Annotated in this window: 12 protein-coding genes and 2 pseudogenes; 6 read left to right on the top strand and 8 right to left on the bottom strand. The window is 72.1% G+C overall.

Going from position 1 to position 15,782, the window contains the following annotated elements; genetic code table 11:
- Nucleotides 1–2: 2 nt before the first annotated feature.
- From KR546_RS19230 to KR546_RS09600, 3 genes are all read right to left on the bottom strand, one after another.
- Entirely contained in the window at nucleotides 3–512 is a 510-nt protein-coding gene (locus KR546_RS19230; RefSeq protein WP_338019131.1) for a penicillin acylase family protein, read from the bottom strand.
- 92 nt (nucleotides 513–604) lie between these two features.
- Nucleotides 605–1,555: an oxidoreductase gene (locus KR546_RS09595; RefSeq protein ID WP_238444481.1), complete on the bottom strand. Its 951-nt coding sequence runs from the start codon at nucleotides 1,553–1,555 to the stop codon at nucleotides 605–607.
- 101 nt (nucleotides 1,556–1,656) lie between these two features.
- Nucleotides 1,657–2,544 (bottom strand): alpha/beta fold hydrolase, encoded by an 888-nt coding sequence (locus KR546_RS09600; RefSeq protein ID WP_238444482.1) that lies wholly within the window; start codon nucleotides 2,542–2,544, stop codon nucleotides 1,657–1,659.
- A gap of 160 nt (nucleotides 2,545–2,704) precedes the next feature.
- On the opposite strand from KR546_RS09600, the gene KR546_RS09605 reads away from it, so the two are divergent.
- Nucleotides 2,705–4,177 (top strand): LLM class flavin-dependent oxidoreductase, encoded by a 1,473-nt coding sequence (locus tag KR546_RS09605; RefSeq protein WP_238444483.1) that lies wholly within the window; start codon nucleotides 2,705–2,707, stop codon nucleotides 4,175–4,177.
- A gap of 21 nt (nucleotides 4,178–4,198) precedes the next feature.
- Here KR546_RS09605 and KR546_RS09610 read toward each other — a convergent pair whose 3' ends face one another.
- On the bottom strand, nucleotides 4,199–4,825 hold the full coding sequence (locus KR546_RS09610; RefSeq protein ID WP_238444484.1) for a DNA-3-methyladenine glycosylase I: 627 nt from the start codon (nucleotides 4,823–4,825) through the stop codon (nucleotides 4,199–4,201).
- A 176-nt stretch (nucleotides 4,826–5,001) separates the two neighbouring features.
- On the opposite strand from KR546_RS09610, the gene katG reads away from it, so the two are divergent.
- The 4 genes and pseudogenes from katG (at nucleotide 5,002) to KR546_RS09630 (ending at nucleotide 9,267) form a co-directional block, all read left to right on the top strand.
- Nucleotides 5,002–7,197 (top strand): catalase/peroxidase HPI, encoded by a 2,196-nt coding sequence (katG, locus tag KR546_RS09615; protein WP_238444485.1) that lies wholly within the window; start codon nucleotides 5,002–5,004, stop codon nucleotides 7,195–7,197.
- A 183-nt stretch (nucleotides 7,198–7,380) separates the two neighbouring features.
- Nucleotides 7,381–8,412 (top strand): annotated as a pseudogene (locus KR546_RS19940) (DinB family protein); the annotation flags it as partial.
- 33 nt (nucleotides 8,413–8,445) lie between these two features.
- Nucleotides 8,446–8,955 carry a GNAT family N-acetyltransferase gene (locus tag KR546_RS19945; RefSeq protein ID WP_238444500.1) on the top strand — a complete coding sequence of 170 codons (510 nt, stop codon included), beginning with the start codon at nucleotides 8,446–8,448 and terminating at the stop codon, nucleotides 8,953–8,955.
- Between the two features lie 102 nt (nucleotides 8,956–9,057).
- Nucleotides 9,058–9,267 carry a CsbD family protein gene (locus tag KR546_RS09630; RefSeq protein WP_238444486.1) on the top strand — a complete coding sequence of 70 codons (210 nt, stop codon included), beginning with the start codon at nucleotides 9,058–9,060 and terminating at the stop codon, nucleotides 9,265–9,267.
- An 87-nt stretch (nucleotides 9,268–9,354) separates the two neighbouring features.
- Here the strand turns inward: KR546_RS09630 and KR546_RS09635 are convergent, their stop codons facing one another.
- The 3 genes and pseudogenes from KR546_RS09635 to KR546_RS09645 all read right to left on the bottom strand — a co-directional run bounded on the left by KR546_RS09635 (nucleotide 9,355) and on the right by KR546_RS09645 (nucleotide 12,512).
- Nucleotides 9,355–10,476: a 6-phosphofructokinase gene (locus KR546_RS09635; RefSeq protein WP_238444487.1), complete on the bottom strand. Its 1,122-nt coding sequence runs from the start codon at nucleotides 10,474–10,476 to the stop codon at nucleotides 9,355–9,357.
- Between the two features lie 115 nt (nucleotides 10,477–10,591).
- Nucleotides 10,592–11,625 (bottom strand): annotated as a pseudogene (locus tag KR546_RS09640) (uroporphyrinogen decarboxylase family protein).
- Between the two features lie 95 nt (nucleotides 11,626–11,720).
- Entirely contained in the window at nucleotides 11,721–12,512 is a 792-nt protein-coding gene (locus KR546_RS09645) for a class I SAM-dependent methyltransferase (protein WP_238444488.1), read from the bottom strand.
- Between the two features lie 214 nt (nucleotides 12,513–12,726).
- Here KR546_RS09645 and KR546_RS09650 point away from each other — a divergent pair, with 214 nt between their 5' ends.
- Entirely contained in the window at nucleotides 12,727–13,614 is an 888-nt protein-coding gene (locus KR546_RS09650; protein ID WP_238444489.1) for a hypothetical protein, read from the top strand.
- A 51-nt stretch (nucleotides 13,615–13,665) separates the two neighbouring features.
- On the opposite strand, the gene KR546_RS09655 is transcribed toward KR546_RS09650, so the two are convergent.
- Nucleotides 13,666–15,588, bottom strand: a complete 1,923-nt coding sequence (locus tag KR546_RS09655) for a hypothetical protein (RefSeq protein ID WP_238444490.1) — start codon at nucleotides 15,586–15,588, stop codon at nucleotides 13,666–13,668.
- Nucleotides 15,589–15,782: the final 194 nt, after the last annotated feature.

Consider the following 15,782-nt stretch of genomic DNA (forward strand, 5'->3'; position numbering starts at 1 on the left):
GGTCAGGGGACGGACCCACTCGGCTCCCCCGCAGGCCGTCCGGTGATGCCGTCTGCCCCGCCGACCTCCTCCAGCCACCGGTTGATGCCGGCGGCGAATCCCGCCACCTGTGCCCGGGCGTCGTCCGAGGGACCCGGCGGACGGTCGTCCGGTCCGCTGGCGAGCAGCGCGTCCACCCGACCCTCCGCCAGCAGCCAGCCCTGGAGGACGTCGCTGACGACATTCGCCTGCGACGGCCCGAAGTGGCGGGACCGCTCACCGTCGGTCGTGACCGCGTACTGCATGATCTCGCAGACGTTGTCCCGCGCGGCCGCGTAGCCGTTGCCGAATCCCAGGCTGCCGACGTCCGCAGCACGGATGTGCGGCATGCCGTGCTCGGTCCAGGTGATCGAGGCACGGTAGGGCGCGTTGCCCCGGTCCCGCGGCGGCGCGGCACCGGCCGCCGTGACCAGTGCGGCCAGCACGACGGCGGCGAGGGCCACCACGGACAGGGAACGGGCACGGCTGCGCACGGCGAGGCCTTCGGTCGGTCGGGGCCGAACGATCCCACCAGCCGTCGACAGTGCTGTCAACCACCCGGGCGTCACTCGCCTGCCCCGAGGGCTCAGGCGGGCTCGGGCTCGGGCTCCAGCGCCGCGCGCACGTCGACGTCCAGACCGGTCTCGCGCCGGGACACGTCCCACAGCGTCCGGATCGCGTCGCCGACCCCGGGCCGCAGCAACGGCTTGCGCACCGGTGGGCCGTTGTTGCCCAGCAGGGGGCCGTACATGGCACCCCCCGGCGCCTCGGGATCGGTCGCGGCCCGCAACTGGCTGAGGGCGCCCCGCTCGCTGGTCATCCCGACGCGCTGGACCAGTCCGAGGAAGAACGGACCGAGCGACCCGGAGCCACCCTCCCGGACGGTGCGCGCCTGCAGGTCGGAGTTGGTCAGGCCCGGGTGGGCGGCGAGGCTGCGGGCCTCGACACCGTTCGCGGCGAACTGGACCTGCAGTCCCTCGGCGAAGTGCCGGTTGGCGAGCTTGGACTGGGCGTACATCTCCCAGGGCTCGTACTCGTCACGCATGTGCGGGTCGTCCGGGTCGACCGGGTGGCCCTGGTGCTGGGCGGTCGACGTGACCGTCACGACCCGGGCACCGGGGGTGCGAACGATCGCGGGCAGCAGGTGGGACGTCAGCGCCCAGTGACCCAGGTGGTTGACGCCGAACTGGGTGTCGAACCCGTCCTCCGTGGTGCCCTGGGGCATCGCCATCAGGCCGGCGTTGTTGACCAGGAGGTCGACGTGGTCGTGACGGGTGAGGATCTCGTCGGCGGCCCGGGCGACCGATGCCAACGATCCGAGGTCGAGCTCGACCAGTTCGAGGTCGGCCTCGGGATTGGCCGCCCGGACCAGGGCCTGGGCGTCACGTGCCTTGTCCTGGTTGCGCGCGGCCATGACCACGGTGGCGCCGGCGTCGGCCAGCGCCCGGGTGGTCGCCAGTCCGAGCCCACCGTTGGCGCCGGTGACCACGGCGACGCGGCCGTGCTGGTCGGGGATGTCGGCGACGGACCAGGGCATGGAGGACTCCTCGGGATCGGCAGGGACGGACAGTCGAGGTCGACGGTATGCCGTCCCGGTCGGTCGGCCGCGTCCGTTCGCCCCGGATCGGCGACCGCCGGTCACCTGGCCCGCCGGCGGTCTCCTGCCTCCACGCCCTCCCAGAAGGCTGCCAGCACCGCGACGGTCGCGGCCGGGTGCTCCAGGGCCGGGGAATGGTCCGCCAGGGGCACCACCACGGTGCGCCCACCCAGCCGCGTGGCCATGTCGTCGACCTCCTCGACCGAGAAGACCCGGTCGTGCTCGCCCCGGACGACGCAGGTGGGCACCCCGGTGGCGGCCAGTGGCGCGACCCGGTCGGGCTCGGCGAGCAGGGCGTCGAACATGCCGAGGTAGGCCGCCATGGACGAGGCGACGAACCGGTCGCGGAGGTGGTCGCGCTCGGCCTCGGGCATGCGCTCGTCGACCCCGTCCAGGGCCCGCAGTCGGGCGTGGATCGCCGCCATGCCACCGCCGGCGGCGGACGCGACCTCCTTGCGCCGCACGGCACGGGCCCCGTCCCGGTCGGGACTGCGTGGCCCACTGTCGAGCAGCACGAACGAGGCCACGGCGCCGGGGTCGTCCAGCACGGCGGCGCGCCCGACCAGCCCGCCCAGCGAGTGCCCCACCAGGTGTGGCCGGTGCCCGGTCTCGGCCGTGAGCCCCGCAGCGACGTCGCGCACGGCGACGCCCAGCCGGGCGAAGCCGTGGTCAGCGCGATCCGGCCAACCGGCACTCTCGAACTGGCCGGGCAGGTCGATCGCGACGATCCTTCTCCCGGTGGCGGCCAGTGGCTCCACGACCGCGGACCAGTCCTCCTTGCTGCCGGTGAACCCCGGCACGAGCAGGGCAGGTGGCCGGGTCGGCTCGGCGGGCGACGCCTCCAGCGTGGCGAGGTCCAGTCCGCCGCCCTGGCGACGACGGCGAACACCGGCGTCGCCGTGGTCGACCCGCCAGGTCCGATGGGGCATCGCCGGGTCGACCACTCCCACGCTTCGTCCCGTCGTCGACATCGGTGCCGGGGATCCTAGGAGCGGGCGCCCGGGCCGGGAACCCGCACTCCGGTCCGGGTGGCGCTGCGACCTAGGCTGCGGCAGTCGATGGAGTCCCCCGAGTCACGAGGTCGCCCCGGTGCCCGATCCGCCCGTCCCGGACCCGGCGATCGTCGTGCTGGTCGGGGCTGCCGGGGCCGGCAAGTCCCACTGGGCCGCCCGGCACTGGCGCGACGTCGAGATCGTGTCGTCGGACCGGCTGCGCGACGTCGTCGGCAGCGGTCCGGCCGACCTGGCGGCCACCGACGACGCGTTCGACCTGTTGGACCGGATCGTGGCGGCACGTGCGGCGCGTCGGCTGACCACGGTCGTCGACACGCTCGGGCTGGACGCCGACCGGCGCCACGCGCTGCGCGACCTCGCCCGTCGCCACGACCTCACCGCCGCCGTGGTGGTCGTCGACACGCCGGGGGCCACCTGTCGGGCGCGCAACGGCGCCCGGGACCGGCCGGTCCCGGCCACGGCGCTGCGCTCGCAACTGCGCCGGGTCGCCGAGACCCGGGAGTCGCTGGCGGACGAGGACTGGGACCGAGTGCTGACCGTGTCGGGCGTGGGCCCGGACGCTGCGGGCGGTGTCACCGAGGCAACGAAGACCGCCGCGGCACAGCCCACCAGCGCGTCCGGCCTCGACGGCGTGGTGCTGCACGTGTCGCGGTTCCCGTGGGGCGAGGACCCGCAGGCGTGGCTGGTCGGGGTCGCCCGGGCCGCCGAGGAGGCCGGGTTCACCGGCCTGGCCCTGATGGACCACCTCATCCAGGTGCCCCAGGTCGGACGGGCGTGGGAGCCGATCCCCGAGCCGCTGGTCACCCTGGGCGTCCTCGCGGCCAGCACGACCAGCCTGCGGCTGGGGACGCTGGTGTCTCCGGTGACGTTCCGGCCGCCTGGCGTGCTGGCCAAGGCCATGGCCACCCTGGACGTCCTGTCGGGCGGCCGGGCGTTCTGCGGTGTCGGCGCGGGCTGGTTCGCACGCGAGCACGCCTCCCACGACGTGGCGTTCCCTCGCGTCGGTGCGCGACAGGGCGCCCTCGAGCGCGGCATCGAGGTCATGCGGGCGGTGTGGCGACCCGGCACGAAGGCCCACCACGGCGCCATGGTCGACCTGCCCGACACGACCAGCTATCCGCGACCGACCGGGGACCTGCCGATCGTGGTGGGAGGCAGCGGTGCACGCACGCTGCGGATCGCCGCCCGACTGGGCGACGCCAGCAACGTCCGCACCGAGCGGCTGGACGAGGCGCTCCCCGTGCTGCGCGACGCCTGCCAGCAGGCCGGTCGACGCCTGGGCGAGGAGGTGGCGGTGACCGTGCTCGACACCCCCGTCGTCGGGACCGATCGCGACGACGTCGCCCGACGGGTCGAGCGGGTCCGTGGCCGGCTCGACGCTGCGACCTTCACCTCGCGTCGGGCCGTCGGAACCGTCGCACACCACCGCACGCGGCTGGCCACGCTGGGTGAACGTGGCGTGGCGACGGTGTTCCTGGCGGTCGGCGACCTCGAGGGACCCGACGACGTCGAACGCCTGGCCCCCCTGGCCGGCGCACTGCCCGGCTGAGCATCGGCCCCGGGACCGGGGTCAGGCGCCTCGGGTCGAGCCCGTCCCGACCACGCGGTCGTGGGCCTCCCGCCTCGCCCGCTCGGCGTCGTCGCGGACCCAGCAGCCCGCGAGGTGGTCGTTGACCAGGCCCATCGCCTGCATGAAGGCGTACACGGTGGTCGGCCCGACGAAGGACCAGCCCCGCCGCTTGAGGTCCTTGGCGAGCGCCGTGGAGTCCGGCGTCGTCGACGGGATCGTGTCCGGAGCAGGCCCGAAGCTGGCCCGTGGCCACACGAACGCGGCGAGCGACCCGAACTCGTCGACCAGCTCGGTGGCACGGGCGGCGTTGTTGATCGTCGAGCGGATCTTGCCCTGGTGGCGGATGATCCCCGCGTCGTCCAGCAACCGGGCCACGTCGTCCTCGCCGTAGGTCGCGACGACGGTGGGGTCGAAGCCGGCGAAGACCTCGCGGAACCGGTCCCGCTTGCGCAGGATCGTCAGCCACGACAACCCGGCCTGGAAGCCCTCGAGGCACAGCTTCTCGAACAGCCGGTGGTCATCGGTCACCCCGAAGCCCCACTCGGTGTCGTGGTAGTCGCGGTAGTCGGGCGCACTGGTCCCCCAGCCACACCGTGCCCTGCCGTCGTCACCGGTGACGACTTCCATGCCTGGCTCCCTCGAGCGTGCGGACACGCAGGTGTAGCAGGCGCCTGCGACGACGCCGTCGCACGCCCGATCGGGCAGCGTGGGAACTTGCCTGCAGATTGGAATCGTTCTAGTCTGGCTCACGAGCCCGAACCACCGATCACCCGACTCCCATCGCAGCACCAAGGAGCTTCCACGTGGAAGAGACCGCCGCCAGCCAGTGCCCCTTCACCGGGTCGACCTCGACCAACACCGGCCCGTCCAACAAGGAGTGGTGGCCCGAGCAGATCGACCTCAAGATTCTGCACCCCAACCACCCCACCGAGGACCCGATGGGGCCGGACTTCGACTACGCGGAGCACTTCTCCGAGCTCGACCTCGACGAGCTGGCCGCCGACGTCGACGCGATCATGACCGACTCGCAGCCCTGGTGGCCGGCCGACTTCGGCCACTACGGCGGGCTGTTCATCCGCATGGCGTGGCACTCGGCCGGGACCTACCGGATCACTGACGGCCGGGGTGGCGGCGGCAAGGGCGCGCAGCGCTTCGCCCCGCTCAACAGCTGGCCCGACAACGTCAGCCTCGACAAGGCCCGCCGACTCCTGTGGCCGGTCAAGCGCAAGTACGGCAGCAAGATCTCGTGGGCCGACCTGATGATCTTCGCCGGCAACCGCGCGCTGGAGACGATGGGCCTGAAGACGTTCGGCTTCGCCGGTGGCCGCGAGGACATCTGGGCCCCGCAGGAGGACGTCTTCTGGGGTCCCGAGGCCGAGTGGCTCGGCGACGAGCGCTACAGCGGCGAGCGTGACCTCAACGGCGCACTCGGGGCCGTGCAGATGGGCCTGATCTACGTCAACCCGGAGGGCCCCAACGGCACCCCGGACCCGGTCGCGGCGGCCCACGACATCCGCGAGACGTTCGGGCGCATGGCGATGAACGACGAGGAGACCGTGGCGCTGATCGCGGGCGGCCACACCTTCGGCAAGGCCCACGGCGCCCACCCGGAGGACACCCTCGGTCGCGAGCCCGAGGCGGCCGGCCTGCACGAGATGGGCTTCGGCTGGACCGGCTCGGAGGGCGAGGGCACCGGCGCGGACGCGGTCACCAGCGGGCTCGAGGGCTCCTGGACCACGACCCCCACCCGGTGGAACAACGACTACTTCCGGCTGATGTTCAAGTACGACTGGGAGCTGACCCACAGCCCGGCCGGCGCCCAGCAGTGGACGCCCCGGGGCGAGGTCGACCAAGCCGACATGGTCCCCGACGCGCACCGCGAGGGCGTCACGCACCCGCCGATGATGTTCACCACCGACCTGTCGCTCAAGGAGGACCCCGCCTACCGCGCGATCTCGGAGCGCTTCCGCGACGACAACGACGCGTTCGCCGAGGCGTTCGCGCGGGCATGGTTCAAGCTGACCCACCGCGACATGGGGCCGATCGAGCGCTACCTCGGCCCGCAGGTACCCGACGAGGAACTGATCTGGCAGGACCCGGTGCCGGAGGTCGACCACGAGCTGGTGGACGCCGACGACATCGCGGCCCTCAAGCAGCAGATCCTCGACTCCGGACTGTCGACCCAGCAGCTGGTCAACGCCGCCTGGTCGTCCGCGTCGACCTACCGCGACACCGACCACCGTGGTGGCAGCGACGGTGGCCGGATCCGCCTGTCCCCCCAGGTCGACTGGGACGTCAACGTCCGTGCCGGCGTGCCGGAGGTCCTGTCGACCCTCGGCGGCATCCAGTCGGACTTCAACGACGGTCGTGACGACGCCAAGCAGGTCTCGATGGCCGACCTGGTCGTCCTCGGTGGCTGCGCCGCGGTCGAGGCCGCAGCCAGGGCCGGTGGCTTCGACGTCGAGGTGCCGTTCACGCCTGGGCGCGCCGACGCGTCGCAGGAACAGACCGACGTCGACTCGTTCCAGTACCTCGAGCCGTTCGCGGACGGGTTCCGCAACTACCTGAAGAAGGGTGGCGAGATCCCCTCGGAGCACCTGCTGCTCGACAAGGCCTTCATGCTGACCCTGTCGGGCCCGCAGATGACCGCGCTGGTTGGTGGCCTGCGTGCCCTGGGCGTCAACGCCGACGACGTCCAGCACGGGATCCTCACCGACCGTCCCGGGACGCTGTCCAACGACTTCTTCGTCAACCTGCTCGACATGGGCACGAAGTGGGAGCCGATCGGCGAGGGCGAGGAGGTCTTCGAGGGCCGTGACCGCCAGACCGGCGAGCTGCAGTGGACCGCCACCCGGGTCGACCTGGTGTTCGGCGCGAACGCCCAGCTGCGTGCCGTGTCGGAGGTCTACGGCTCCGACGAGGCCGAGGACGACTTCGTCGACACGTTCGTCCAGGCGTGGTCCAAGGTCATGGACCTCGGCCGGTTCGACCTCGACTGACCCACCGCAGTCCAGCACCACCACGGAGGCCGTCCCGCATCGGGACGGCCTCGGTCGTGTGCGGCCCGGCCCGGGGTGGTACCAACCGCGTCGAGCCGACGACCGGAGCCACTCGTGCACCTCGAACCCACCCGCGCCGCGATGGAGGCGTTCCGGGCGGCCAACCTCCCCGGTCCGGTGACGATGCTGAACCTGCTCCGGTTCCGGGAACGTGCGGACTACTCGCGCAGTCCGGACCTCGCACCAGACGACGACGTGTCCGGGGCGGACGCCTACCGGGCCTACCAGCGGGCGGTCGCACCCCTGCTGGAACGCGTCGGCGGTGAACTGGTCGAGACCGCCATCGGCGGACCGCTCCTGGTCGGGCCGGACGAGGAGCACTGGGACCTGGTGCTGCTGGTGCGCTACCCCGACGTGGCCGCGTTCACCTCACTGACCACCGATTCGGACTACCTGGCCGTTGTCGGCCACCGCACCGCCGCGTTGGCCGACTCGCGCCTGGTCCCCCTCCGGACACCCCAGCCAGCCCGCTTCCACGACCGGGACCTTCGTGGCGCCGAGTTCCGCGCCGTGGACCTCGCCAACGCGACCTTCCGCGGCGTGCGCCTCACCGGGGCCACGATGCGGGGAGTCGACCTCGACCACGTCACCATCGACGCCGACGTCACCGGCACCGTCGTCAACGAGGTCGAGATCGCGCCGCTGGTCGAGGCCGAACTGGATCGACGCGACCCGGACCGGATCGCGATGCGCCCGGACGACCCCGACGGCTTCCGGGCCGCCTGGGAGGTCCTCGGACGACGCTGGGACGAGACGGTGGACCGGGCACGCCGGCTCGACCCTGCACTGCTGCACGCCCCCGTGGACGGCGAGTGGTCGTTCGTCCAGACGCTCCGTCACCTGGCGTACGCGACCGACACGTGGCTGCGTCGCGTGATCCTCGGCGACCCGCGTCCGTGGCACCCCCTGTCCCTGCCGTTCGACGAGCTGCGGCCGCATCCCGAGGTGCCGTGGGACCGGGAGGCCGAGCCGTCGCTGGACGAGGCGCTGGCCCTGCGCGAGGACCGTCGCGACCAGGTCCGTCGCTACCTGGACGACCTCGACGACGCGACGCTGGCGTCCCACACCGAGCCGGTCGAGGGCCCGAGCTGGCCACCACCCGATCGCTACCCGGTGCGCGAGTGCCTGCTGATCCTGCTGGACGAGGAGTGGAACCATCGTCGCTACGCCGAACGCGACCTGGCGGTGCTGGAGTCGCGGCCACGACCGTCGACCGAGCCGGGCAGGGCGGGCGAGGCGACGTGGCTGCCCGACGACTTCGTGGCACCGACACGCGTGCCGCTGCTGGACGGACGGTTCCACCTGCGCCCGATCTCCCCGGACGACACCGAGCTCGACATGGTGGCCGTGATGGGCTCGCAGCCACGGCTGTGGACGATCTACGGCGACGCGTGGGGCTGGCCGCCTGCCGACATGACCGCGGACCAGGATCGTGCCGACCTGGCACGCCATGCCGACGAGATGACCCGCAACGAGTCGTTCAACTACGCCCTGTTCGATGCCGACGAGTCCGCCCTGCTCGGGTGCTGCTACATCGACCCACCCGAGCAGCCGAACACCGACGCCGAGATCTCCTGGTGGGTCGTCGACGACCTCGTCGGCAGCGACGTCGAGGCCGAACTGGACGCCCTGGTCCCCCGCTGGATCGCGTCCGACTGGCCCCTGGACCGTCCCCACTACCCGTTCCGGGACGAGTGAGGGGTCCGTCGGACGGATGCGGGGGTTCACGTCGGCCGGTCGCTCGACACACTGCCACCGAGGGCCCGGCCGGGTCCACCACGACGACCGCGAGGACGCATCATGGGAACCACGGGTGAGAACATCGCCGGAACCGCCAAGGAGGCCGTCGGCGAGGCCGTCGGCAACGACGACCTCGAGCGCGAGGGCGAGCAGCAGCAGAAGAAGGCCGAGAAGGCGGAGGCGGCCGAGGACCTGCAGGAGGCTGCCGACGCCAAGAAGCAGCAGGCTGCCGGTCACGCCGGCGCCGAGAAGCAGGCCAACCAAGACTGAGCCGGACGCGGCTCCTCCGGCCCAGACCCCGCTGGAGGCCGGGACGGTCAGCGCTGGCCTCCCGGCAGCCTCCTCCCCCCGTCGGGATCAGTCGCCCAGGCCCATCCCGAGACGCCGTGCCGTGACGACCCATGGGTGGTCGAGCGGGACGACGCGCCGGTTGCCGGCCACCTCGTCGAGCGGGACACGGACCGCGGTGCGCTCACGATCGGCGATCATGATCCTGGTGTGACCCTCGGCGGCCGCCTCGGTCGCCTCCACCCCCAGCCGTGTCGCGAGCAGCCGGTCCTTGGGCGACGGCGTGCCGCCACGCTGGACATGGCCCAGGATCGTCACACGCGCCTCGATGCCGGTCCGTGCCTCGAGGTCCTCGGCCAGGCGCGTGGTGTGGTCCGAGCGGCCAGACTCGAAGTCGGCCCGGGCCTCGCGTGCGGCCTCCTTCTCCTCCTCCGTCGACGCGGCCTGCTTCTGGTCACGCAGTTCCTCCATGCGTGCCGCCTCTTCCAGCGACAGGGCGCCCTCCGAGACGGCGATGATCGAGAACCGGCTGCCGGCCGCCTTCCTGCGCATCAGGCTCTCTGCCACGGCATCGATGTCGTAGGGGACCTCGGGGATCAGCACGACGTCGGCCCCGCCGGCGATGCCCGACGCGAGCGCCAGCCAGCCGGTGTTGTGGCCCATGATCTCCACGACCATCAGCCGGTGGTGACTGTGGGCGGTCGAGTGCAGCCGGTCGATCGCCTCCGTGGCGATGTTCAGCGCGGTGTCGAACCCGAAGGTCCGCTCGGTGCCCCACACGTCGTTGTCGATCGTCTTGGGCAGCGTGATCACCTCCATGCCGGCCTTGGCCAGTCGGAGGGCATTCTTCTGGGTCCCACCACCGCCCAGGCAGACGAGCACGTCGACGCCCATGCTGCGGGCGTTGTCGACCATCGCCTCGCGCATGTCCATCACCTGGCCACCGATGGACATCTTGTGGACCTTGGCCCGTCCGGTGCCCAGGATCGTGCCACCCCGGGTCAGGATGCCGGACATGCTCTCGGAGTCCAGACGGATGTGGCGCTTCTCCAGCAGGCCCCGGAAGCCGTCGAGGAACCCGACCACCTTCATGTCGTGACTGCGCACGGCCGACTTGCCGATCGCCCGGATCGCCGCGTTCAGTCCGGGTGCGTCACCGCCCGCGGTCAGGATGCCGATGCTTCGTGTCACGGTCGTCTCCTCGGGTGCGGTGCACCGCTGACCCTAAGCGAGTGGGCTCGTCCCGTGCCGGCCGCCCGCCGGGGTCGTTCGGCCGCGCGGCACCCAGGAAGGGCCAGGGTGTTCGTCAGGTCAGCTCGTCGCGGACGATGGCGGCGCCGGCGACCATCGCCTGCAGCTTGCCGAAGGCGCTGTCGCGGGGCAGGTACTTCAGGCCGCAGTCGGGGGCGACCACCAGGTGCTCGGGATCGACGTGCGGCAGGGCCCGTCGGATCCGGGCGGCGACGGTCTCGGGGGACTCCACGGCGTGGTCGGACAGGTCGAGCACCCCGAGGATGACGTCCTTGCCACGCAGGGCCTCGAGCACCGAGGTGTCGAGGTTGGACTGGGCGGTCTCGATCGAGACCTGGTCACAACTGCAGTCGGCCAACTGCGGCAGGAACGAGTAGCCGGCGGGGCGCTCGTGGATGATCGCCGCGTAGCCGAAGCACAGGTGCACGGCGGTCGTGCCCGCCGCCCCCTCCAGGGCCGTGTTGAGCGCGTCGAGCCCGTACTCCTCGGCCTGCTCTGGCCGCGCCTGCAGGTAGGGCTCGTCGAGTTGGACGATGTCGGCGCCCGCGGCGAACAGGTCGGCGATCTCCATGCGCACGGCCACGGCGTAGTCCATGGCGGCCTCGGCACGTGACGGGTAGTGGTCGTTCTGTGCCTGCTGGCTCATCGTGAACGGGCCCGGCACCGTCATCTTGACGGTCCGGTCGGTGTTGGCACGCAGGAACCGGACGTCGTCGACCCCGACGGCGTGACGGCGGTTGATGTCGCCGACGATGCGTGGCACCGGGTTGGGGTGGCCGGACCGGTCCAGTGCCTCGCCGGGATTGTCGATGTCGATGCCGTCCAGGGCCGTGGCGAAGCGGTTGGAGTAGCTCTCGCGCCGGATCTCGCCGTCGGTGAGGATGTCCAGGCCGGCCCGCTCCTGTCGAGGATCGCGACCCGGGTGGCGTCGTCCTGGGCCTCGGCCAGGTGCTCGTCGGGGATCCGCCACAGTTCCCGCGCACGCGTCCGCGGCGGGAACCGGTCGGCCAGGCGGGCTCGGTCGATGAGCCAGTCGGGCTGGCAGTAGCTGCCCACGAGGGAGGTGGGCAGGAGCCGGTCGGTGGGCATGGTGGTCCTTGCGGTCGCCGTGGCCGGTCCGGCCCACGTTCGGGTCGACGATAACCGACCCGTCACCGCCGCCGTCCTGGTCCCGGACCGGGTCGTCAGCCTCCTGCACGTCCCCGGGCGCACAGGGCGGTGGCGTCGAGGGTGAACGCGCCCGACGGCGCGCCGAGCCGCTCGACCAGCTCGGCCCGGACCTGTTCCTGCTGGTCCTCCGGCCGCCCGACCAGGTACCCACCGGCCGGGCCGACGCCGGCGAGGAAGCCGTGCCACAGCTCGTCGATGTCGGCGTAGGTCGAGCTGACCGTGATCGCGTCCTCGTGGACGTCGGAGAACCCGTGGTCGACGAGCAGGCCGGCGATCTGGCCGGGGCGTCCGAAGCGCAGCGTGCGGGCCTCGTCCGGCGCCTGCGGGTCGATCGCGAGGGCCGCGTCCCAGAACAACCGCAGCATCTCCATCCCCTCCGCGAAGTGCCACACGCTGGCCGCCGCGACCCCGCCGGGTCGCAGGACACGTCGGAACTCCTCGGCGACCCGGTCAGGTCGGTCCACGAAGTGCAGCACCAACTGGGCCAGGACGCGGTCGGTGCTCGCGTCGGCGAAGGGCAGTTCCTCGGCCGCGGCCTCGTGCACGTCGACCCCGGGGTGGCGCTGGCGGCAGGCCGCCACGAACGACGGCGACGGGTCGCACGCCGACACGTTGCCTGCACCCAGCCGGCCGACCAGCTCGCCGGTCAGGGCGCCCGGACCGCACCCGACGTCGACCGCCACCTGGCCATCCTCGACCTCGGCGAAGTCTGCGAACGGCGCCGCCAGCAGACCCGAGTACCGGCCCATGAACCCGTCGTAGGCCGCACCCGACGTCCGGAACGACCCTCGGCTGTCCGGACTCACCGCGTCGGCCTCTTCGATGCGTTCCCCCGCAAATGACAGAACCTCATGATCCCGCCAGCAGGGAGGAAACGCAACAGCCAAACGAATGCGGGCGGGTACGAAAAACAGGACCGTGGTCCCGCGTCGGACACTTCCAGCGCATCTAGCGTCCGCCCCGTCGCTCGACGGTTCAGCCGGCGAGCCTTGGGGCAGTCACACGATCGGGAGCTTCGCCATGTCTGGCAACACGACGCCACCGCCAGCACCACCAGAACCGTTCCCCGATTCCGGCGGGGACGATCTCACCCGTTCGTCCACCCGCCAATTCGGGGTGTTCGGGCTCTCGATCGCCGTCGTCGCGTCGATGCTCGGCGGGGTCGGCTTCGCTCGAATGGGAAGCAGCGAGATGAGCCGGCAGCTCGACGAGGCAGAGGCCGGCGAGCAGCGGACGATCGACCAACTCGCTGACGTCACCAGCGATCTCGGGGAGACCCGCGACGAGCGGGACACCGCAGAATCCGAAGCCGCGGAACTGGCGACCTTGCTCGAACAGAGCGAGGACGAGATGCTGGAGCTCGAAGCCTCTCTCGAGGAATCCTCCGAGGCTGTGGCCACGGCGGAGGAGCGCGCCGACTCTGCTGAGGAAACGGCCTTGGCCGCCATGGAGAAGGAATTCGCGCCGCGCGAGGACGCGCTGGAGGAGCAAGCGACGGCGCTCGCCGCGTTCGACGCGGAGCTGGACGAGCGCGACGGCCGCCAGGACGAACGCAAGGCCGAGCAGGATGCCCGCGAACAGGAGTTGGAGAACTGGGAGGGTGAGCTCGACGAGCGTGCGGAAGACCTTGCGGCTGAGGAAGCGTCGGCCCGCTCGAGCAGCGGGTCGTCCGGCGGCGGGTCGTCCGGCGGAGGATCGACCTCCAACTCGAACGATGACAACAGCGATTCTGGCGGCAGCGGAAGTTCAGGCAGCGGATGTCACCCGGCCTACGACCCCTGCATCCCGCCATCGCCCCCGGACCTCGACTGCGGCGACGTCAACGGACCGATCCGGGTGGACCAGTCCATCGGTGACCCACACCGATTCGACGCCGACGGCGACGGGGTCGGGTGCGAGGGAGGCTGACCGCCAGGTCCGAAACCACGAGACAGGGCGGACAGCCCCTCGCGGCGAGCGCTACCCGTCGGCCGAGCGGACGACGGTGAAGCCGCCCGGAACGACGACGGCCACGATGCTGTCCCCGTCGGAGGTGGACGAGGTCACCTCGCGGCCGAGGCTGTCGAAGGTGGTGGCGACCACGCCCTCGGCGCCGTCGACGACCACCCGCCGGGTGCGCCGGTGCAGGTCGAAGCTGCGCAGCAGCACCTGCGCCCGGGACCCGTCCCGCAGCGTCAGCCACTCCAGGGCCGGCTGGACCAGCACGGCGTCCACGGCCACCTCGGCCTTCGGCCGCAGCGTCTGAAGCGCCACGGTCGCCTCGCCGGGTCCGGCAGGTGCGGACAGGCGTCCCTCGACGGCCAGGTAGCCCTCGGTCGGGGTCACGCCCTGGTCGCCCGCGCCACCCGTGTCGATCGGGCGGCCACGCGGCGTGTCCATCCCGACCTGGAGGAGCTGGCCGTCGTCGGTCGTGCGGTGGAACACCGGCTGCAGCCACTGGCGGTCCCGGGTGGGGAGGTCGACCGCCAGCGACACGCGGGCGCGCCCGTCCAGCTGCAGGTTTGCGCCACCACTCCACTGGCCCTCGCCGGTCCATGCCGACTCCGGCGTCACGACCTCGGCACGGGGTCCGTCCCCGGCCGACTCGGCCTCCACGACCTGCCAGGTCACGTGCTCGGTCCGCGTGGCGACCCGTGCCCACGTCGCGACCTCGGGCCGGCGGTCGAGCTCGATCATCGACAGCAGGCCGTGGATGGTCGACTCGGCCCCGCTGTTGCGGTTGATGGTCCCACCGGTGTCGATCCCGTCGTAGGTCCGACCGGTGGCGGGGTCGTACATCGGCTCGCCCGCGGGGTTGTTGCCGAAGTACCAGGCAGCCGCCACGCCGGCGAGCTCGTCGAAGGACTCCCGGCCGGTCGCGTCACCGCTGGCCAGAAGGTTCTGCAGGGTCGCGTCGGCGCCGTAGGCGATCTGGGTCAGGTCGATCGGGGTGGGCAGCCAACCGTTCTCGGGACCGCCCTGGGCGAGCACGTGCGGGGTGAACGAGCCGGTCTCGCGGACGGCGACGTCGCGCAGGTCGGCGTCACCGAGCACGATCGACGCCCGCGCCAGCGCACCGGCCATCTGGTCACCCCAGGCATGCCAGACGGTCCGTGATTGGGCCCACGGCATGATCGCGCGGTACGGCCAGTCGTGGGTCGTGCCGAGCTGCATCATCGCGATGCCCTCGGCGAGCCGGCGCAGTGCGGTGGCCGCACCGGCGTCGGTCCCACCGGCGTCGAGGTAGGCGGAGAGCCCGAGCACGGCCTCCGACGAGGCGTCGGCGCCGTCGGCGATCAGCCATGCCGGCCAGTCCAGTCCGTCCACGACCTGGGTGGTGCCGTACGACTCGTCGAGCCGCTCGCGCTCGACCGCCTCGACGGACAGCACGAGCCGGTCCTCGAGGAAGTCGGCGAAGTCCGGGTCGACGTCCACGAAGGTCGCCCACCCCTCCCCCAGTGCCCAGATCGTGCGGGCCAACCAGTACGAGTCGGCCGAGTCGCTGGGGTCGGGCAGCTCCACGGGCTCCGCGCTGGGGTTGAGCGTCCCGTCGGGCTGCATCCACAGCACGACGTTGCCGGCGTTCGGGCCGGTCGCGGTCTGGAGGTAGGTCAGCCCACGCAGCAGCTCTCGTGCCATCTCCAGGCTGTGGTCGTCACCGAACAGCTCGTGGTGGCGCAGGTACACCACGGCCGCCCGGGAGATGTCGTCGGCGTTGAAGGCTCCCTGGCCCCACGTGTCGGTGGCAGGGTCGTAGGTCCCCCCGCCGACCCGTTCGTAGACGTCGCCCTCGCGACGGTCGGCGTAGGTCCACAGCATCCCGATCGTCGGGTCGACGTCGAGGGCGTAGGTCGTGTGGCCCGCCTGCTCGGGCGGGTCCACCTCGTCGCCGAGGAAGTCCAAGTGGGCGAGGTTGGTCAGGGGGTCGGCCGGGGGGCGTCCTGGGCGGACGAGGTCGCGGGTGCGACGAGCGCGACCACGAGCGCGAGCACGACGAGGCCGGCCCACACCGGGGAGCGAGGCCGGTGGCGCGAGGGTTGGAGGAGGGGGGACGAGGACATGGGGGAAGCCTTCGGTCGGGTCAGGCATGGGGGGGT

This window comes from Salsipaludibacter albus, from assembly GCF_019798055.1.
Classification (GTDB): Bacteria; Actinomycetota; Nitriliruptoria; order Nitriliruptorales; family Nitriliruptoraceae; genus Salsipaludibacter; species Salsipaludibacter albus.

Bases quoted from the DNA above. Each gene is read 5' to 3' on its own strand.
- KR546_RS09595 (WP_238444481.1), bottom strand. From the start codon at position 1,555: ATGCCCTGGTCCGTCGCCGACATCCCCGACCAGCACGGCCGCGTCGCC.
- KR546_RS09600 (WP_238444482.1), bottom strand. From the start codon at position 2,544: ATGCCCCATCGGACCTGGCGGGTCGACCACGGCGACGCCGGTGTTCGC.
- KR546_RS09610 (WP_238444484.1), bottom strand. From the start codon at position 4,825: ATGGAAGTCGTCACCGGTGACGACGGCAGGGCACGGTGTGGCTGGGGG.
- KR546_RS09630 (WP_238444486.1), top strand. From the start codon at position 9,058: ATGGGAACCACGGGTGAGAACATCGCCGGAACCGCCAAGGAGGCCGTC.
- KR546_RS09650 (WP_238444489.1), top strand. From the start codon at position 12,727: ATGTCTGGCAACACGACGCCACCGCCAGCACCACCAGAACCGTTCCCC.